Source organism: Fibrobacter sp. UBA4309, from assembly GCF_002395745.1.
Lineage (GTDB): Bacteria > Fibrobacterota > Fibrobacteria > Fibrobacterales > Fibrobacteraceae > Fibrobacter.
Genome location: NZ_DGUN01000025.1, coordinates 72,272 through 92,780, shown reverse-complemented (window position 1 = coordinate 92,780; position 20,509 = coordinate 72,272). Strand labels below are relative to the sequence as shown.

The following is a 20,509-nucleotide window of genomic DNA, read 5'->3' as shown; positions in this document are numbered from 1 at the left end:
GCCTCCAAGGTGGGCATGAACTTCACGCTCGCCTGCCCCAAGGGCTTCGAGCAGCCGAAGAACGTGGTGGAAGAAGCCGCCGCCGGCCTCAAGAAGCACGGCTGCCAGTACCGCGTGTTCAACGACCCGAAGGAAGCCGTCAAGGATGCCGACATCCTCTATAGCGACGTGTGGGTCTCCATGGGCCAGGAAGGCGAAAAAGCTACGAAGCAGAGCCACTTCTTGCCGTTCCAGATTAACGACGAACTTTTGAAGCTCGCTCCGGCCCACTGCAAGGTGAGCCATTGCCTCCCCGCACACCGCGGCGAAGAAATCACGGACTCCGTGATGGACAACCTCGACGTGAACATGAGCTTTGAAGAAGCCGAGAATAGGCTCCATGCCCACAAAGCAGTTTTGTGGCAGGTCATGCCCCCGTTCAACGCCTAATAGCGGGAAAAATTAAACTTGTCATGCCCGCCCTGTGCGGGCATCTCCTTTTTTAGGGAAAGAAAAATGTCCTTCGTTCAAGATCTTAAAGAAAAAGTTTTAGGCGGTTACGAGATCAACCGCGAAGAGGCAGTAAAACTGCTCGAAGCCGACCTCGACGAACTTACGAAAGCCGCAAACGAAATCCGCGAGAAGTTCCACGGCGACGATTTCGATTTCTGCTCCATCGTGAACGCGCGCAGCGGTCGCTGCTCCGAGAACTGCAAGTACTGCGCCCAGAGTAGCTACTACCACACCGGTGCACCCGAATACAAGCTCCTCAGCGCCGACGAAATCGTCGAAGACGCAAAGAAGAAAGAAGCCGCGGGCATCCCGCGCTATTCCATCGTGACCTCGGGCCGCACGCTCTCTAACCGCGATGTGGAACAGATTGGCGAAGCCATCCGTCGCCTCAAAAAGGAGACGAAACTTTCCGTATGCCTCTCGGCAGGGCTCTTGAACAGGGAACAGTTCGACAAACTCAAGGAGGCAGGCCTCACCCGCTTCCACAACAACCTGGAAACTTACCGCAGGCACTTCCCGGACGTGTGCACCACGCACACCTACGACGACAAGATTGGCGCATTGCAAAACGCACTTGCCGCAGGTCTTGAAATCTGCAGCGGCGGCATCATGGGCCTCGGCGAGACGATGGAAGACCGCATCGACATGTGCATCGACCTGCGCAAACTCGGCGTGAAATCTACCCCGGTGAACGTGCTGAACGCCATTCCGGGCACCCCGTACGAGAACTTGCCCAAGCTCACGAACGACGAGTTCTGCCGCATCGTGGCGATTTACAGGTTCATCAACCCGAAGGCCTACATCCGTCTCGCAGGTGGCCGCGGAGTATTGGGCGACGATGGCGAACGCGCCTTCAAGAGCGGAGCAAACGCGGCCATCACCGACGATATGCTCACCACCGCAGGCGTGAACAGTTGCAAGGACTTTGAGCTCGTGAAAGGGCTCGGGTTCAAGCCGCACGGATTTTTGGAAAATAAATTTTAGCAGGCTACGATTGCCCGGTCAGCTTCGCGATCATCGCGTCGCAGCCTTCGTTGACGTCATCCCAGGTCGCCTGGAAATCCCCGGTATACCAGGGATCAGCCACGTCGCGCGATTTTCCGGTCCAGTCCATCAGCAGCGAAACTTTCGACATGTCGTGTCCGTCACCCAGAATCCAGCGCATGTTGCGCAGGTTGTTGCGGTCCATGAGCACGATGTAATCGTAGTATCCGTAATCCTGCACGGTCATCTGTCGGGCATGCTTGCCGCTGCAGTCGATACCGTGAGAATTCAGCATGCGCCTTGCCGGCGGATACACGGGATTCCCGATTTCCTCGGTGCTCGTCGCGGCACTCGCCACTTCAAAACCTTCGAGCCCTGCACTCGCAAGCTTGTGCTTCATGACGAATTCCGCCATGGGGCTACGGCAGATATTGCCGTGGCACACAAACAGGATCTTGATTTTTTGCATGTTCCGTGCGCCCTGCTAGATGCGCATCGAAATATCGAGAGCCTTCACGCTATGCGTAAGCGCACCGACAGAGATGTAGTCGAGGCCGAGTGTGGCGATTTCCTTGGCGCGTTCGAGCGTCATGTTGCCGGAGCCTTCCACCAGGCACTTGTCGCCGCTTTCCTTGATAATCTTGAGTGCTTCGGCCATCATCTCGTTGCTCATGTTATCGAGCATGATGACATCGACACCCTTGTTCAAAAGGGCGCGCAGCTGGTCGAAGTTCTCGACTTCCATTTCCACCATCAGGCCCTGCTTGTTGTTCTTCTTCACGACCTCGAGCGCCTGGAGCACGCCACCCGCCGCAGCGATGTGGTTGTCCTTCACGAGCACCATGTCGAAAAGTCCCATGCGGTGGTTGGAACCGCCACCCACGCGAACCGCGTACTTCTGCAGCGTGCGGAAACCGGGAACCGTCTTGCGCGTATCGAGCACCTTCGTCTTGCCGCCCTTCAAGGCTTCCTGGAAGGTATGCGCGACCGTCGCCACGCCGGAAAGCTGCTGGATAAAGTTCAGGAGTGTGCGCTCGCCCGTCAAAAGTTCGTGCGTCGTGCCGTCCATTTCGGCAATCAAATCGCCCTTCTTCACCACGTCACCGTCTTTCTTGTGGAGCGTCACCTTCACGTTCGCCTTCAGTTCCTGGAACACGAGTTCGATGACCGGGAGCCCGGCAAGCACGCCGTCTTCTTTCGCGATCAGGCGGGCATGCTGCTTCTGGTCGGCAGGGATGGTCCATTCGCTGGTCACGTCGCCCGTGCGCACGTCTTCGGCAAGCGCCAAGCGAATCATCGTGAGGGCATCATTAACTGGGAAAACGGGTGTTGAGCAATCTCCATACATAACTTAACTTCCTGTTGTCAAAATGTGTAATGTGAAATGTATAATGTAATATTTTTCATCAATCATTCCACATTCGTCATCTCACATCGCTATTGCGCTCCTTTACCGGTCAGCACAACATAAACGGTTCGAACTAGAATCTGGAAATCAAGCAAAAGGCTCATGTTCTCGTAATAATACATGTCGTACTGCAACTTGATCTGCACGTCCTCGATGCTGGTATCATAATGGTGACGCACCTGTGCCCAGCCCGTCAGTCCCGGCTTCATCTTGAGACGGCTGATGTAGAACGGAATCTGTTCGCGCAGCTTGCCGATAAACACGGCTCGTTCAGGGCGCGGTCCGACCATGCTCATGTCGCCCTTCAAGACGCACAGAATCTGCGGAAGTTCATCGATACGCGTCTTGCGCAGGAACTTGCCGACTTTCGTAATGCGGGGATCGTCCTTCGTGGCCCACTGGGCTCCGAACTTTTCGGCATCGGTACGCATAGTGCGGAACTTGTAGACCATGAAAGGCTTGCCGTACAGGCCGATTCTTTCTTGGGAATAGAACACCGGGCCCCAGTCTTCGAGCTTGATGGCAAGAGCTGCCAGCAGGCAGACCGGCAGGGAACAGATTCCCAAGAGACCGCCGATGAAGATATCCAAGATGCGCTTCACCCGCACCTGCCAGGGCGGCATCGTAAAAGCGAAGAGTTCCTGCAGTTCGAAGCCGTGCACGAGGTTGCCCTTGAACTGGCCGTTCACCACAGGATACAGTTCGGGAACAACATAAATGTGCAGCTGCAGTTCGCAAATCCAGACCAGCACGCGCATGATCTCTTGCGGAGACGTGCTGTCGTGAGCAATAATGATGCCGCTGACCTTGTGTTTCTTGACAAGCGCAGGCAGGTCGGAATACTTGCCCAGGACCGGGACTCCGGCAAACTCGTGCGGAATCACCTGGAAACGTTCGTCCACAAAACCAATCACCCTCTGTCCCAGTTCGGGAGTCTTTTTCAGGGACTCGGCGACCTTACGTCCGGACTCGGTCGCACCGAGCACCAGGATGTTGTTCGCCCCGTAACCCCACTTGAGGAGTCCGCGCAAGAAGAAGTAGATGGCCATGCGGAAGCTCGCCACAAGCGTAATGGCCAGGCCGCCATAGATAAAGATCCAAGGGAATCGGGAACCGTAGATGTAGTCATGGATCAGGGACTGGTTTGCAAAGACCTTCCCCAGGAATTCGGACCCGAACAGGCTGATGATGATGAAGACTATCCCGACAGCCACCGCCCGCAGCACGCGAAGGATCTGGTGCGTACGCGAGTTCAGGAGCCAGGAACGGTACAGCCCGGCGCAAACGAACAGGACAATCCAGCCCGTGTTCAGGACCAGGCACATTCCCCAGTAAGACTCGAACATCTTGCTCGGGTCGTACTTGTCCACGATCCAGCCGCTATGGAACTGCACCCAAAAGGCCAAGGCGAAGCATATCGTCAAGGCGACGTAGTCCGACAGGACCAGCAGGATGCGTTCAAGCGTACTTGCGCGGAACATGTTCCTAAACTACAAAAATACGGGTTCCTAGGCCATCCGTTACGCGAGGAAACGGATAACCTGGCTCTTTTCGACGATTTCGGGCAGGGCGTCGATGGCGTCCACCGCCTTCGAGGCCTTGCAATCCAGCGTCTTTTCGGTAATCACCACCACGGAAACCTTGCCCGGGTCGTTCACGTTCTTCTGGATAATGGTCTCGATGGAGATGCCGTTTTCGGCGAGGATGCTCGTAATCTTCGCGAGCACGCCGCAGGCATCGCGGGACGTGAAGCGCAGGTAGTAGCGCGAAGACGTTTCCGAAATCGGTACGAGCGTCGCGGAATTTTCGACGTTGAACCAGCCCATGGGGAGCGCCTTGCGGCTACCCTGGTCCACGGAGCGGGCCAGGGAAACGAGGTCGGCCACGACAGCGGAAGCGGTCGGAAGGCGGCCAGCGCCGGCACCGGTCTGGACCGTTTCGCCCAGGTTGTCGCACTTGAGGTAGACGGCGTTGATGACGCCGTTCACGTTCGAAAGCAGGTTGTCGTTAGAGACAAAGCACGGATGCACACGGGCGTCCACGCGATCGCCGTCGCGGTGGTAGATGCCGAGGAGCTTCACGCAGCAGCCGATTTCCTTGGCGAACGCGATATCCTGGGCGGTAATCTTGGAAATACCGGTCACGTGAATCTTTTCGAAGTCCACGCGCTTGCCGCTGCAGAGGCTAGCGAGCAGGGCCGTCTTGTGGGCGGAGTCGATACCTTCGATATCGAAGGTCGGGTCGGCTTCGGCAAAGCCGAGCTTCTGGGCGTCCTTCAGCACCACGTCAAAGTCCAGGCCTTCGTCGGCCATGCGGCTCAGGATGTAGTTGCAGGTACCGTTAATGATGCAGCTCAGGTGTTCGACAGTCGAACCGAGCAAGCCTTCCTGCAGGCTACGGATAATGGGAATGCCACCGCCAACTGCGGCTTCGAACAGCACATGCAGGCCGTTCTTGGCTGCAAGCGGGAAAATTTCGTGACCGTACTTGGCGAGGAGGGCCTTGTTGGCCGTCACCACGTGCTTGCCGCTTTCGAGGGCAGCGAGGATCCACTTGCGCGGCATGTTGTAGCCACCGGCGAGTTCCACGAGCACGTCGATGTCGTTACCGGCGATCATTTCGTCGGCGTTGGTCGAGACCTTGTAACCCTTCGCCTTGTACGGGGCAACTTCTTCTTCGGACTTGGCACAGATGCATGCCAGTTCAAGTTCGACACCGAGCTTTTCCTTGTATTCGGCAATCTTCTGTTCCAGAATCTGGATAACACCGCCACCGACGGTTCCAGTACCAATAAGACCAATACGCAACATAAGGCGTCTCCATTTTTGAATTTTACGGCGGTAAAGATAGAAATTAGTGGTTAGTGGTTAGCGGCTAGTAATTAGTGATTGGTCAAAAAAATGACGCTTTTCTCATTTGCAATCCCGTTTACTAACCACTGTTTACTGACCACTTTTTCTAAATTACTTGACATGGAACAGGAAATTTCCAATCCGGCGATTAGCAACCTGCTAAACGAGCAGAAACTGAAAAACATTGTCTATCCGGCAAGGCTATTCAGGGCTCGTCTTAACGAAGAGTTCCTGCGTGCAAACAGGACTCGTCGGCCATTCCTGTTCATCAAGATCTATTCCCATCAGTACGACCTTTTCGGATGGGGACGCCCTTCCCGCACCGTCGAGAAAACGTGGCGCATCAGCGTGCTCACCATGTTCTCCCACCTTCGTTTCATCGACGTTCTGGGCTACCTGAGTGACGGCAGCGGCATCGGCCTAATCCTGCTCAATTCCGACATGAGCACGTTGGAGGCCATCCGCAAGGAAATCCTCCACAAGCTGAACGACGCGGGGCTCATCCACGACTTGAGGCACAAGCCCAAGACCCCGATTTTCCAGGCCTACCTCTACACCGGCCTGCAAGAGAAGGACAATCTCGAACTGAACGAGAAACTCAAGGAATTCAACAGCACCAACGGCAGTTTCTTCACGCTCAACCGCCTAAACCTTTCCGACATCTGGCAGCATCCACACAAGATCCGCTACCGCCACATGATCAAGCGGTTCGTGGACTTGACCGCCACAAGCATTGCGCTCGTACTGCTCTCGCCCGTATTCCTGTTCTGCGCCATCGCGGTCAAGTTGAGCGACCCCAAGGGTCCTGTCATATTCAAGCAGACCCGTGTCGGCAGAGACGGCAAGCTGTTCACCATGTACAAGTTCCGCAGCATGTACGTAGATGCCGAAGAACGCAAGCAGCAATTGATGGCCAAGAACGAGACCGGCGGCAAGACCTTCAAGATGAAGAACGACCCGCGTATCTATCCGTTCGGCCGCGTCCTGCGCAAGTTCAGCCTCGACGAACTCCCGCAGTTCATCAACATTCTCAAGGGCGACATGTCCATCGTGGGTCCGCGTCCGCCGATTCCTTCGGAAGTCGCCGAATACGAACCGTGGCACAGAATGCGACTCTCCGTAACTCCAGGTCTTACTTGCATCTGGCAGGTCAGCGGACGCAGCAACATTCCGTTCGAAGGACAGATGCGCCTGGATAACGATTATATCCGCCGCGACGGCAAGATCGGCGACGACATCAAGCTAATCCTCAAGACCTTCAAGGTCGTATTCAAGGGAGACGGAGCCTATTAATTGATTGATGATTGATGATGTATGATTGATGATTGATGATGTATGATTGATGATTGATAGTTGATATTTTCTGGGGTTGGGGAGTAAAAAAAAGGATGTGTGTATGTTTAAGAAATCCCTGACGGCGGCCTCGGTCGCCCTTGCTGCGGCATCGCTTGCGACAGCCGCAAATATCACGGTAGATCCCGCCAGCACGGCACAAAAGATTGTCGGATTTGGTGCAGGCGCCGCCTACTACCAGAGCTGGATTACCGCCATGAGTGCTTCGATGCAGAAGGACTTCTATGACACCGCTTTCACAGGACTGAACCTTTCCCTGCTCCGTATCGGCAACTGGAAGCAGGAGGACACGACCAGCATTTCCGCCGATGCAGCCATCATCAAGGCTGGCAAGCAGCGCCTGGGCAACCGCCTCAAGATCGAAATGTCCAGCTGGTCCGCACCGGGCAGGCTCAAGCCGAGCGGCAGCGTGAACGGAAGCGTAAACGGTCAGAAAGTCAAGAGCCAGAACACGCTCAAGTCCTCTAACAGCGACCCGTACGGCAAGTTCGTCTACAGCGAGTTCGCCCACTGGTGGAAGATTTCCCTGCAGGCATACGAGCAGATGGGTATTACCCCCGACTACATAAGCCTGCAGAACGAGCCCGACATGGAAGCCGACTACGAAGAAACCTTGTTCGAGCCCAAAGAAACAAGCGAAATCGCCGGCTACAAGCAGGCGCTCCAGGCCGTACGCGATTCCATCAGCACGCTCGCGAACCCGCCGAAGATTATCGGTCCCGAACCGCTCGGCATCGGCTACACCAACTTCGAAAAATACGCGAATGCGCTCGACGACAAGAACCTTGACGGCTACGCCTACCACCTGTACCATGCTGGCGACGGCAACGACAACTCCGGCACGAACTACCTGAATCCGGAGAACTTCCGCAAGCCCATGAGCGCCATCGCCCAAAAATTCGGCAGCGACACCAAGCCCATCATCATGACGGAATTCTGCACCATGGAAAGCGCCGTGCGCGAGCAGGACATGCTCGGCCTCGCCCACATCATGCAGGTCGGCTTCACGAGCGGCAAGCTCAACGCCTACATCGCCTGGGAACTCTTCTGGGGCGAACAGAACGGACAGCTCATCGGCGTATGCCCGGGCAACGGCTGGAGCGGCTGCACCGAAGAAAAGCTCTACATCAACCCCGAATATCACGCCATGCGCCATTACTCCAAGTTCGTCAACCCGGGCTGGCGCGTGGTGAGTTCCTCGGCAGAAGGCTCTGACGTGTACGCGGTCGCCTTCCGCAGCGCCGACTGCGACTCCATTACCGTCGTCGCTATCAACAAGGGCTCCGCCCAGAACCTGAACCTGTCCGTGAACGGCTACAACCCGGTCTATGCCGTGCAGTCTACCGAAAGCGGAGAAAAGAGCAAGACTGTCACCGCGGGCGCCATCATCGACGCCCCGGCAAAGTCCATCACCACGGTTGTGTTCTCCACGAGCAACACGGCCGCCCTCCAGTGCGAAGACTCCCCCATCGACGACCCCTATATCGATCCGTCCAGCCAAATTGGCGACTCCCTCGTCATCGTGGATTACGCAAACGAATCGGGAGCAGGTACCTGGAAGAGCGACGAGACTCTCGGAACAGTCACCTTCGAGACTACTGCGCTCGATGGAATTTCAAAATATGTAAAGATCCCGCTCGCCAACTGCGCCCAGGACGAATGCGGCTACCAACACGCCCTCTTCACCATCCCCGACGCAGTCGCCGTAAAGGAACCGCTCACCAAGTGCAAGGAACTCATATTCACTATGCGTAGCATTGGCGACGAAGACGCCTCCGTAAACATCGGCGGCGCGGGCGGCAGCACCTGGAGCAACTACCAGTACGGCAACACCGCCCCTGCGGGCGCCTGGGACCAGGTTTCCGTCCCGCTCGATAACGAAATCGACTCGACCGGCGCCGCCTTCGGCTCCACGCAGCTTTCGTTCAACAGCGACAACGAAGGCATCTACATCGCGAAGATCGTGGCCACCGGCTGTGGCGGCTCCGACGCCATCAAGGGCATGCGTACGAACTTCGCCGCAAGCGACATGGACGCCGACGCCAAGGTATTCGACATGAACGGCAACCTGCTCTGGAGCGGCATCAAGGGCCAGGCGCTCAACGCCGACGGCACGCTCCGCCTCAACGTGCGCAAGGGCATGTACATCGTGAAGACGAAGGCATCGACAGTGAAAGCGGTGAAATAAATGGATGATTGATAATTGATGATGGATGATGTGGATGTGAAATGATTAATCACACATCCCACATTACACATAAAAAAAAACGGCCTTGCGGCCGTTTTTTTTCATTCCCAAAAGTAAAGGCTATTCGCCTTCGGCGAGGGCTTCCTTGAATTCATCGACAATCGCGATGTAATCTTCGATCTTGTCTTCCTTGGAATCCAGGTAAGCAAGGACTTGTTCCAGATGTTCTTTCTTGAACACGGCCTTGAGCTGGCGGGAAGCATGACCCTTGTAACCCCATTCCTTGAGGATTTCGTCGGTCACCAAGAAGGAATCTTCCATAGAGACGAAACGCATCGGTCCATACACGGCCCAGTTGTGTTCCAACTGCATGCATTCCGGTTCTTCGAGGTCCTGGTTGGCCATGTAGCGCTGGATGTGGCGCGTACGCACGTCCTTGATCTTGTCGATGCGCATATAGCCCATGATGAGGTACTTGTTGCGCAGTTCCGATTCGCTCAAGCCCTCGTAACGGGTACCGAAAAGAATGTAACGGCTCTTTGCCTTGAGAATGGCGTTGATGGCTTTCACGTTGTAGCAGCTCATCAAGCCGTAGGTGTTTGTCTCGTAATTGGGTTCATAAATGAAGCCCTTGCCATTTTCGTTCAACTGGTCACGCACCGGCATCTCGGACTGGTGACTGGTTTCCACGTAAAGCAAACTACCCGCGGCGTTTCCGCGATAGTCCTGCCAACCTTCGAGATTAATCTGTGTTCTAGGCATTTTATATCCACTCAAAAAGGTGATACTCTACCAAACCGCCAACCGAGGTCGGCGGTCTGATAATAGAAAACACATGCGGACCCATACAGGTTCGCCGTTAACAATCCCCAAGATACAATTTGGGGACTAAAAAGTCAACGACTCGGCCGAAATATCGTCCATTCCGAACAAAAAAGCACCTTTTTCGAAGAATTTCGCGGTATCCGACGTCAAAAACGCGGTTTTGCCGTTCCGGGAAAGCCGGCGGTCCATCTCCGGGTGGCGCCTGAGGTAATCCACGGTTTTGTCCGCGACAATGCCGCCCTGGAACACCAGGCGGACCTGCGGCGGAAGTGCGGCCCGGATTTCCTTTTCCAGGAGCGGGTAATGCGTGCAGGCCAAAAGGACCGTATCTATCTCGGGATCTTCGGCGAGCAGGGCGTCGACTTCTTTCTTTACGAAAAAGCGGGCTCCCTCGGTACCGGCCTCGCCGCATTCGACCAGCGGCACCCACATGGGGCAGGCATGCTGCGTCACGTGCAGGTCCGGGAAGAAATGATGTATTTCTATCTGGTAGCTTCCCGAAGAAACCGTCCCTGCGGTGGCAAAAATCCCGATATGCCCGGTCCGGCTCATCTTGCCGATTTCTTCGGCAGTCGGACGAACAATACCGAGTACGCGCCGGTCCGGGAACTCGAACGGAAGAACCTGCTGCTGGATACTGCGGAGCGCCTTCGCGCTCGCCGTATTGCACGCGAGAATCACCAGCGGGCAGCCGCGCTTGAACAGTTCGCGTACCGATTCGAGCGTGTAGCGGAAAATCGTTTCGAAACTACGGGAGCCGTAAGGGGCTCGCGCGTTGTCGCCCAGATAGAGGAAGTCGTAATCGGGCAGCGCCTTCTTCAGGTCTCGCAATATGGTGAGCCCGCCGAATCCGGAATCGAAAACACCTATCATGCGAGGGCCTTCTCCATGCTTTCACGGACAAGCTTCATTACGTCTTTCCGGGGTTCCAGCTCGCCGCGCTGTTCCTTGAGCGTCTTGATATCTAGCGGTTCGAGAATCTTGACAGAGACCTTGACCGGCTTTAAACTTACGCGCTTTTCCCAGGCCGCCCGGGTTCCCTTGATTACCACCGGGAGGATGGTCGCATCGGTCTCAATGGACAATCGAAATCCGCCGCTCTTGAACGGGCTAAGGCTATCGTCCTTGCCACGGGTTCCTTCGGGGAACATGCAAAGCCTGGGAGAACGGCCCCTGGCCATCGCCTCGCGAATAAGCCTCGCGCCGCCGCCCTTCTCGCGGTTCACGAAAACGCATCCGATACGGTGCATCCAGAAATTGAGGAAAGGGATATGCTGGAGTTCGCGCTTCGCGATAAAACCGATAGTCCGTTCAATCGACAAGAAGACGACCGGAATATCCGAATACGAATTGTGGTTGCCCATGACGAACACGGGGCGCGTCCAATCCACCTTTCCCAAGATGGCCTGGTCTTCTACGGCAAGTTCGATACGAAGCACCTTCATGCAGAACGCCGAGAACTTCTGGATTTTCTTATCCAGCCAAATCTGCAGGTCCTTGCGATAGCGAAGCATCACAAAAGGCAATACCAGTATATGTGCGAGCATATAGAGAATGACCGTTGTCGCGACATATATCTTATACAATAAAATCGGCATATTCAGACAGAAATCCATTTTATCCTGGACAGGCAAAAACCTCGACTTCTTGAACGAGCGGATTTTCCCTTTCCAGAATCTCCTTTTGCAATATAACAAAATCAGGTACGCCTCGGCACGCGTCACCCCGACATAATATAACCGTCGTTCTTCTTCGAGCTGCTTTTTCCGCTGCCGGGCATTCCCGAGACACTCCCCGGGAGTCAACCCTTCGGCAAGCCCCGCATAAAAGACGACGGCATACTGCAGGCCCTTGGAGGCATGGACCGTCTCCACGTGGATTCCGCTTTGCGGGGCGTCTTCGCCTTCCGCTTTCTCGCCAGCGACAGGGAGCCCGAAATCCTGGAGGGCTTCCTCGTAATACAGCCGCTGCCGGTTATAGCGGACGAGGATAGCGAAATTGTCCCATTTCAAGTCGTAGGCGAACCGGATTTCCTTGATGCGTTCGACAACCTTCTGCATTTCTTCTACGGGATTGTCCGACACCCAGACTTCGGGTTCCCGGTTCTCGCGGTAGATCGGGTTGCCACCGGAACCGTTCATGTTGCCCGCACGCAGCACCTTGCGCAAGCGCAGCGGCTTGTTTTCGAAAATCGTATTCGCCAAGTGCAATATGCTAGGCACCGACCGGTAATTCCATTCCAGGCGGATAATGGTACAGTCCCTGAAATCTTCGCAGAACCTGTTGATGTTGCCAATGTCCGCCCCGCGGAATCCGTATATGGCCTGGTCATCGTCGCCCACCACGAACAGTTCCCTGCGGTCCCCGAGCAGCGCCCGCACCAGCCGGTACTGCGCCGGGTTGATGTCCTGGTATTCGTCCACGAGAATTTCGGACCACATGTTCCTGAAGGTATCCCGCGCCTCGTCGCACGTTTCTAACAAACGAATCGACTGGTATATCAGGTCCTCGAACACAACCGCGCCCGATTCCAGCACCTTAGCGCGCAACGCGTCCACCTTCTTCTGGATCCTGGGCGCCAGGCCGTCCGCAAAAAGCTCCTCCCTGTTCAGCGCGCCAGCGGGCACCTTCTGCCGCAGCATTTCTTCCAGGAATTCGCGACCCGAGGAATCCTGCGGCGCGGGAGGTTTTTTGAAGCCGACCATCTCGTAAGCGAAACGGTCGCCAATCTTCTGCTTCAGCATGAACAGCGCGAGCGAATGGAACGTACACAGCCGCACCCCCGCATCGGGGAACAGGTTCTGCACACGTTCCCGCATTTCGGCCGCGGCCTTCGCGGTAAACGTGAGCGCCAAGATTTTTTCCGGATCCACGCCCGACGCAATGCGGTACTGAATCCTCTTTGTCAAGACAGACGTCTTTCCCGACCCGGCACCCGCCAGAATAAGCAGTTGCGCCCCTGTCCGGTGGTCGTGCAGCACTGCCGCACGCTGATCGGCGTTAAGACCCTTCAAGATGCTTTCCGCACCCATAGGAACCTCGATGAAAACTGCCACGCCACGGTGGCATCATCTAGCAAGGGATAGGCTACCCAGCCTTATCGGCGGCTCCGTCCGGTTTGCCCCCGAGCAAGAAGGCAAAGGCACCGAACAGGCTCAACAGCAGGCTCACGAAGTAAGCCAGCAACTGGATCACGACGGACTCGAGGCTCGCCACGCCCGCACGGGCAAACAGCGACTGCGCCAGCAATTCACGCGGACCGAAACCGCCAATGGATATCGGGAGTGCGCTCACGATAGCCACCAGCGGAATGTAATAGAAATACCAGGAAATAGAAAGGTCGACGCCCACCGCAATCCCGCAGAAGAAATGGACGAGGATTCTCAGGGACTGCGTCACCGCGGAGAGGAGCGAAATCTGGACCCAGAGTTTCAGCGAACGGAAATCGCGGAACCTGTTGAACATGTGGATTACGCGCCCTTGGATGCGCTCCGGCAAGAACTTGGACATGAGCAGGCAGCACAGGTTACCGAGACGCCTACTGCAAAGGCCTGCGAACATCGCGCAGAAACCGAGGAAAATCCAAACCGACGGCCACAGGAACGCCCGCTGGGCATCGTCATGGCCAAAGAACAGCGCACCCATCGCGAGCGCAAAAAGCGTAACGAAGAAAAGCCCGTAGAGGCGGTCGAACACGGTCGCGGTCAGCCCCGCGCCGACAGTATCCTGCCCGCCCTGCATGCGGATGTCGTACACCTTCTTCACGTCACCGCCGACATTGCCCGGCATGAAGTTGTTGAAGAAAAGCCCGACGTAGTAAAGCTTGAGCAGGTGCATGTACTTCAGATGCACGCCCTGCCTTTCCAAAAGCAGTTTCCATTGGACGCACGCCGTGAAGTTCGAGACGCCGAGACAGAGCAGGGCAAGCAAAAACGGGCCGACGCTCTTTGCCGAGAACAGGCGGTACAGATCGCTGACATCCCAGTCGGGCGCCCCCACGATGTTCCTGTACACGAAATATGCCGGAACCAGCGTGACCACCAGTTTCAGCGCAAAGACGACGGACGATTTCAGCTTCGGGTTCGTCACTCGGAAAACCTACGGCTTGCGGCCAATCACTCCGATAGAGAGCTGGGTATAGTGCATGGCCGGCACCGACTTGAGCGCATCGAGAATAGCGTCTTTCGCCTTCTGGTAAGCCGAGCCCTGCAAGGGGTACTTGGGCAGTTCCACACCCACCTTGAAACCGAACTCACGGAGCATGCGATAAAAGAGGTTCGGGCGCATCCAGTCGCCATAGGCGTATTCGCACCTGAACCCGGCATCCTTCATGAGCTTCTTGAGCTGCGGCATGGTGAACTGCTTTTCCCAGCCGGCGAACCACTTGTCCATAGCGATCAAAATGTGTTTAATCACTGTATAGGGGTGGACAGTCTGCGGGACATCGCAGAGACAACAGCCGCCATGTTTCAAGATACGGTAGTTCTCCTGGATAAGCGGGAGGGAATCCTTGAAATGTTCGGCAAGGCCCTGGTGGAAAACCAGGTCAAAGGTGCAATCCGGGAACGGGGACTTGAAGGCATCGCCGCGGACGAGTTTCAAATTGTCATAAAGGTTTTCCTTGGCACGCAGGGCGTCGACAATCTTGAGGCTATTCTCTGCAAAATCAAGGACATACACATCGGCGCCCAGGCGGGCAAGTTCCGCACTGTCGCGACCGGTTCCGGCACCGACTTCCAACACCTTCAGGCCTTCGAGCTTGAAGTTCTTCTTGATGGCGTTCAAGACGGAAGGGGACGAAGGATAGACCTTGTCCATGTCGTTTTTTTTCTGCCAGAAGCGGTTCCAGACGGATTGATCAGGTTCTTTAATCGACATAACGCGGAAAATATACGAAAAAATGTATGGTCCAAAGGGCGTACCCCAGGGCCAGGCTTTTTCAAAACGGGGCATTTCCCCACGACCACTTGTTACAAAAAGATGACATTTGTAATTTTTTAATGACAATATGTAGGATTTTTCTATATTCTTATACTGGACAAACCCTTAAAGCGCTCAAAAATAGCCATTTCAAGAAATGAAAGGCAAAATTTTACACTTTTGGCACACAACTTGCTAATAAAAAAAGCGATATTTAGAGGGCAAGGATTTACAATGCATATCGATTCGACAGACACTACTCTCAAACGTTACCTAGAAGACATTAGACGCACCGCACCGCTTTCCCGTGAAGAAGAACAGATTCTTTTCAAAAGAGCCAAGGAAGGCGATAGAATTGCCCGCAAGAAGTTGATCTCTGCCAACATGAGATTCGTTCTCAAGGTGGCCATCCAGTACCGCGGCTGCCCCATCCCGCTCCCGGACCTCGTGAGCGAAGGCGCCATGGGCCTTGTCCGTGCTATCGAATCGTTCGAATATGACCGCGGTCTCAAGTTCATCAGCTATGGCGTGTGGTGGATCAAGGCCTACATTACCCGTGCCATCAACGAGCAGGGCAACCTCATCCGCCTGCCGGCGAACCAGCACCTCCGCGTGCGCAAGGCTTTGCACGAACAGTCCCGCGGCAAGGAAATCAACGAAGAAATCCGCGAGCTCATCCAGATCGGGCAGCGCGGCGTTTCCTTCGACAGCCCGCTCAAGGCCGACTCCAAGGCGACCTACGCCGAAGTCCTGCCCGATACCGCCGCATCGAACCCGGAAGCCGATTCCGAAATCCAGAGCGTCGAGGCCCTGGCCCGCGACTTGATGGAACAGCTCCCCGAACGCGAAGCGAAGGTCATCACTGGCATCTTCGGCATCAACCAGGAAGCCCCGCAAACGTTGCGCGAAGTGGGCGAATCCATGAACATCTCGCACGAACGCGTCCGCCAGCTGCGCGACCAGGCCCTGCGCCGCATCCGCAAGTACAACAGCAAGGAATTCCTCCAAGAAAAGAAAGACGCGTTCCTCGCGGCTATTAATAAGTAGCAAGCCGAGCGACGCGCGCAAACCGAAGGCTTGCGCATGACCGAGGCGAAGCACTTATGGATGCGAAGCATCAATAAGTAATAGCCGTTTCAGACGCATGGGGCTCCGCCCCCTGGATCCCTATTCCAAGCACCGGCTACCGTCAACAAGCATCAACAAATAGCAAGCCGAAAAAAATTTTTCTTACACCTCGAAAAAACGCCCCGGTTCAAAGCCGGGGCGTTTTCGTATAGCCTACTTTTTATGTTTCTTGCGGCGGACTCCCCACTTGTCCTTGATTTCTTCCTTGATTTCCTTCTTCTCGTAGCGGACCACCATCTTGAACTGCACCATGTAAATGCCGCTTCCCACGAATCGGCCCGTATGGTCCTTGAAGTTCCAGTTCACGAACACCTTCTTGTCGGAACTCAAGCAGTTGCCCGCGAACTTCGGGCTGTTACAGGGAACCATGATGGTCGTGTCGTTCACGTACTGTCCCAGGTGATCGTAGTAGTTGACCACGAAGGTGATGTAGACCTTGGCCGGATCCAGGGAATCGAGGACGGACGGGTCCACCGTACCGTCGGCAGAAATCTGGGCCCTGTCAAGGAGCTGCGGCACAAAGCGTTCGCCGAGCTGTACCAGCTGGCCTAGCGCGCCTTCTTTCTCCAAATCTTCCTTCGTCGTCGAACCAGGCATGTAGCGCAGGTTCACCGAGCTCACCGTCTGGAGCGTATAGCTCTTGGATTCGTCTTCGGCAACTATACGGTTGTCGTTGATATCGAACGTGCCCATGTTGGTCGCCTCGACGAGATGGTTCAACAGACCGCCGATAATCACCGCCGACGGATTTTCGCCAGCAATGTTGCCGTAGTTGTCGCGGATGTTATCCTTCGCGCCCCTCACGACCATGAGGGAATCGCCCGGCATGATCGTGGCGACGCTGCCGTCCAGGATGAGTTTTGCGGTCTTGCCGTCCTGCAGCCATTCGATACTGGTCGGCAACAGGTCGATAGTGTCCTTGCCGTGGATGTAGGCGAAGAAGTCGCGGCCCTGCAGATCCTTGTACAGGACCTGTTCAGAGAAGCGCACCAGCAAGGTGTCCGCCTTCTTGCCGTAATTCAGCGTAGCACCCACAACCACCGGGGACATCTTGTCGACAAGCGGAGCCGGGTCTTCGGTCACGAAGGTCTCACCGAGAACCTTGTAGTACGTATACACGGTTGCCGGGGGCAGGTCTTCGCTGATGTTCGTCACGCCCGAAGCGATCTTCGACGGATAGAACACATTCCAGCTCACGCTCATGGAATCGTCAGAGAGCATGAAGTCGTCCGGCTGGGCCTGCAACTGGATAAGCATGCCGCGATCGCTGTACCACGGATATGTCATGTAGAGCATGCCCACTTCTTCGGAAGTCAGCTTCCCGCTAAACCGGGTCACGATCTTGTCCAGGACGCCATCGCCATCGGTATCCCAGTATTCCACGTTCTTGACAGCCGGCACGCGGTCCATAACGGATACCGGCACCTCGCGGTCGAATTCGTCCGAAGTGACGTATGGGAGGTTCTTGAACGATGCCGCCGGATGCAGGGACACGCTATCCTTCATGTCGCCCAGGAGTCCCAGGGAATCGCCCACGAGAATCACGATGTTCTTTGTCGGCATGTACACACTGGAAACCTGTCCGACAAAGCCGAACTTCTTGGCCTTCTGCTTGAGCATCACCAGCATTTCCGGATCGGAGAGGTCCGCCGGGATCAAGTCGATGTTGAACTTGATGAACAGCGAGTCCTTGCCGTTCTTGTTGCGGATAGCCTGTGCCGATTCGATAATGCGGCTGCCGACTTCCACAACCGGCGCAATACGCTGGTAATGGGTATTTTCGGCATTAGCATAAGTAATGATCGCGTACGCGTCTTTCGGGAAGTCGCTCGGGAGTTTCATGTCGGACACGTTGAGCGAGATCGTATTCACCTTCTTGGTTTCGTAGGCGTTCAGGCTCTGCGTAATCGTATTGAGCTCGGGGACATCGGAAGCCGTCAGGGTATCGCCATTGACGACCAGCGCCACGGAGTACACGCTAAGGCCAGTTTCCAAGGTATCCCTCAGCACGATTTCCAGGAAGTCGAGTTTTTCATCGCCATCGGAATCCTTGATGTAGCCCTTGTCCGCATCAGGAATCGGGTCATAGAAGTTGATGTTGTCGATAATGACAATCCTGCCGTTCGGGCCGGCAATGATAATCGTCCCGCCATCCACCGGAGTAGTGGCAGTAACCCAAATTGTCACGGAACCATCGTTGGCCACCTTGATAGTGTCGCCCGGATTCGGATTGTCCGGATCGATAATCGTCAGGTTGGAGGCCGTAGCAAATATGAGCGAATCGGCATCTTCGCCAAAGATTTCGGCCACCTTGGCAGAATCCAGGGTCAAGGCGACAAGCTGGCCCACCTGGGCGGAGTCGATATTGGAATTGTAACGCAGGTCGAGGCTGATACCCTTCGGATTATCCACCACGAGGTAGGTATTCTCGCCCACGGTCACCGTACCCGGCGTGCCCTTGGCGGTATCGACAGGCACCAGCACCACCGTTTCGGACACGACCTCGTCGCCATCGTCGAACTTGTCCTGCGACGGATAGAAGTCCAGGCCGCCGCTGCTGCTCAGGTCGTAATCGGTAAAGCCCGCATAGCGGTTAGAAGAACTGGAGTTCAAGACGATTTCCTGGCCGGAGCCCTGGTTGCCGCTGCTGGAGGAGCCGCTATTGCCGCCACCGCTGGAATTGCCCGTGCTGCCGCTGGAGCCGTTATTGCTGCCACTGGAGCCGTTGTTGTTACCACCGCTGGAATTGCCCGTGCTGCCACTGGAACCGTTGTTGCTGCCGCTAGAACCGTTACTGCCGCTAGAGCCATTGCTACCGCTGGAGCCGTTGTTGCCGGACGAGTAAAGGACAGGGCCCGAGCTGCTGGACTTTCCGGAACTCGAAGAATTGTTCCCGCCACTGGAATTCGTATTGCCAGAAGAGTTGTTATTGCCCGAAGAATTATTGGTGCCGCCAGAAGAATTGCCATTTTCGCTGCTGCTCGATTGGAACTGCACCATGGAAGAACTGTAGTTTGCACCGCTCGAAATCTCGATGTCCTCACCGGATTGCGCACCAGTCTTGACAATGCCCGCACCGGAAAGCGGAGCCAGGTCGTCGAGGAAGTTGTCTATCCACTGCAAGTGCACGAGGATGTTATCGTTAATCTGCTTGAGGGGGTTCGCGGCATAGTCCACGAACACGAGGTGACCCGTATTGCTGGCCACAAAGAGATGCCCCATGCCGTCAACGGTTCCCTGGTCCAGGCGCCAACCCACATGGTCGTTCGTTCTCGGTTCCGGGAAACTCGAATAGGTTTCATCGAAGAAGTAATCTCGCAAGTCAATGACGCCAACCTTCGAAGCCTTCATCTTGCCACCTTCGATATAGGGCTTAATCTGGACAATGCGGGCGCCGCCAAACACGAATATCGTCTTCGAGTAGGGGTCGTAGGTACCGCCGTGAGCCCCTTCCAGGGAGTCAATCAAAATCTTTGTTCCAAGATGGGTAATGACCGTATCGCCAATTTCACCGCGATACTTGTTCCTGTCCTGCGCTGTCCTGATAACGACCTTGGTCGTATCGGTAATGTAACCGAAATAAGCCTTCGCGGCTTCAATTTTTTTCTGCGTAGAATCGCAGACAACGAAATCGTAACCGACTCCGCCCGTGGCATTCCTGGTAATTTCGCAACCACCACCACGATAGTCCGAACGCGTAAAGAAAGCATGGCCTTCCTCGTCCCAAATCAGCGTAGACATGGAATTGTGCTTTTCACGGTCATCCTTATCGGGAACGAGCGTCACGTTGTAGCCCAGCGTATCAAACTTCCCTTCAACGGCATCGTCAATCCGGATCCTATGCAGCTTGCCGGGAATACCCGCAGCCCACACATACTTGCCCGAAGGGTCGTTCATCAAGTGCCATACGCCTTCCGAGGTCTTGGAGGTCTTGATAAGGCACTTTCCCTTCCCAGCCTTTTTCTTGTTCTTGGCTATTTTGTGGACAGCGTTGCCGCCATTGCCCTGCGCGGCAACAATGAGGTCGCCATCCGGATGGTGGACAATGCCGTCTGCACCGGCCATTCCATCTTCCTTACCGCAAAGCGTATCCTTCTGCAACAGCTGCAGGTAACCCGCACCGTCGTAGTAGTACTGGAGGCTCTTCACGGCATCCTTCGTATAGTTGGAGTACTTCGTATAGTACAGCGTTGCCTTCGTACCCGCATGCGGCACGATATCGCCAATCTGCTGTATCCAGATACCCGTCGCGGGGTTATCCGGCGGAGCGATGTTCGAGGCGGCACCCGCGATGCCGAAGCATCCCAGCAGTGCAAAAACCAAAACCTTCGTTGTCATCTTTTTCATAGCATCACCCTC

15 protein-coding genes are annotated in these 20,509 nt (G+C 55.5%); 5 read left to right on the top strand and 10 right to left on the bottom strand.

All coding sequences use genetic code 11. From position 1 onward, the window contains the following. On the top strand, positions 1-429 hold a 429-nt coding region (locus B3M32_RS02735), incomplete at its 5' end, for an ornithine carbamoyltransferase (RefSeq protein WP_414655166.1). Positions 430-495: 66 nt separating this feature from the next. Continuing rightward, positions 496-1,476, top strand: coding sequence for a biotin synthase BioB (bioB, locus tag B3M32_RS02730; RefSeq protein ID WP_290743439.1), 981 nt, complete (start codon positions 496-498; stop codon positions 1,474-1,476). A 4-nt stretch (positions 1,477-1,480) separates the two neighbouring features. Here the strand turns inward: bioB and B3M32_RS02725 are convergent, their stop codons facing one another. The 4 genes from B3M32_RS02725 to B3M32_RS02710 form a co-directional block, all read right to left on the bottom strand. Further along, positions 1,481-1,945, bottom strand: coding sequence for a low molecular weight protein-tyrosine-phosphatase (locus B3M32_RS02725; protein WP_290743438.1), 465 nt, complete (start codon positions 1,943-1,945; stop codon positions 1,481-1,483). A 15-nt stretch (positions 1,946-1,960) separates the two neighbouring features. Then, positions 1,961-2,824, bottom strand: coding sequence for a carboxylating nicotinate-nucleotide diphosphorylase (gene nadC, locus B3M32_RS02720; RefSeq protein WP_290743437.1), 864 nt, complete (start codon positions 2,822-2,824; stop codon positions 1,961-1,963). A gap of 89 nt (positions 2,825-2,913) precedes the next feature. After that, on the bottom strand, positions 2,914-4,365 hold the full coding sequence (locus B3M32_RS02715) for a sugar transferase (protein ID WP_290743436.1): 1,452 nt from the start codon (positions 4,363-4,365) through the stop codon (positions 2,914-2,916). A 39-nt stretch (positions 4,366-4,404) separates the two neighbouring features. Next, complete coding sequence (locus B3M32_RS02710) at positions 4,405-5,694, bottom strand: homoserine dehydrogenase (RefSeq protein ID WP_173798395.1); 1,290 nt, start codon at positions 5,692-5,694, stop codon at positions 4,405-4,407. Positions 5,695-5,856: 162 nt separating this feature from the next. Here B3M32_RS02710 and B3M32_RS02705 point away from each other — a divergent pair, with 162 nt between their 5' ends. Together B3M32_RS02705 and B3M32_RS02700 are read left to right on the top strand one after the other, a co-directional pair. Beyond that, the gene (locus B3M32_RS02705; RefSeq protein ID WP_290743435.1) at positions 5,857-7,029 is read left to right on the top strand and encodes a sugar transferase; all 1,173 of its coding nucleotides are present in this window, start codon (positions 5,857-5,859) and stop codon (positions 7,027-7,029) included. Positions 7,030-7,132: 103 nt separating this feature from the next. Next, a complete protein-coding gene (locus B3M32_RS02700; protein ID WP_290743434.1) occupies positions 7,133-9,277 on the top strand; it encodes a glycoside hydrolase family 30 beta sandwich domain-containing protein in 2,145 nt (714 codons plus the stop codon). A gap of 120 nt (positions 9,278-9,397) precedes the next feature. Here the strand turns inward: B3M32_RS02700 and B3M32_RS02695 are convergent, their stop codons facing one another. The 5 genes from B3M32_RS02695 to B3M32_RS02675 form a co-directional block, all read right to left on the bottom strand. After that, entirely contained in the window at positions 9,398-10,039 is a 642-nt protein-coding gene (locus tag B3M32_RS02695) for a hypothetical protein (RefSeq protein ID WP_290743433.1), read from the bottom strand. A 126-nt stretch (positions 10,040-10,165) separates the two neighbouring features. After that, complete coding sequence (gene murI, locus B3M32_RS02690) at positions 10,166-10,975, bottom strand: glutamate racemase (protein WP_290743431.1); 810 nt, start codon at positions 10,973-10,975, stop codon at positions 10,166-10,168. Then, positions 10,972-13,134, bottom strand: coding sequence for a UvrD-helicase domain-containing protein (locus B3M32_RS02685; protein WP_290743430.1), 2,163 nt, complete (start codon positions 13,132-13,134; stop codon positions 10,972-10,974). The genes murI and B3M32_RS02685 overlap by 4 nt, the downstream gene beginning before the upstream one ends. Before the next feature lie 55 nt (positions 13,135-13,189). Next, positions 13,190-14,191, bottom strand: coding sequence for a lysylphosphatidylglycerol synthase transmembrane domain-containing protein (locus B3M32_RS02680; RefSeq protein ID WP_290743429.1), 1,002 nt, complete (start codon positions 14,189-14,191; stop codon positions 13,190-13,192). A gap of 9 nt (positions 14,192-14,200) precedes the next feature. Beyond that, a complete protein-coding gene (locus tag B3M32_RS02675) occupies positions 14,201-14,980 on the bottom strand; it encodes a class I SAM-dependent methyltransferase (RefSeq protein ID WP_290743428.1) in 780 nt (259 codons plus the stop codon). 276 nt (positions 14,981-15,256) lie between these two features. Between B3M32_RS02675 and B3M32_RS02670 the strand changes: the two genes are divergently transcribed. After that, positions 15,257-16,069: a sigma-70 family RNA polymerase sigma factor gene (locus tag B3M32_RS02670; protein ID WP_173341294.1), complete on the top strand. Its 813-nt coding sequence runs from the start codon at positions 15,257-15,259 to the stop codon at positions 16,067-16,069. 234 nt (positions 16,070-16,303) lie between these two features. Here the strand turns inward: B3M32_RS02670 and B3M32_RS02665 are convergent, their stop codons facing one another. Next, entirely contained in the window at positions 16,304-20,497 is a 4,194-nt protein-coding gene (locus B3M32_RS02665; RefSeq protein WP_290743426.1) for a hypothetical protein, read from the bottom strand. Positions 20,498-20,509: the final 12 nt, after the last annotated feature.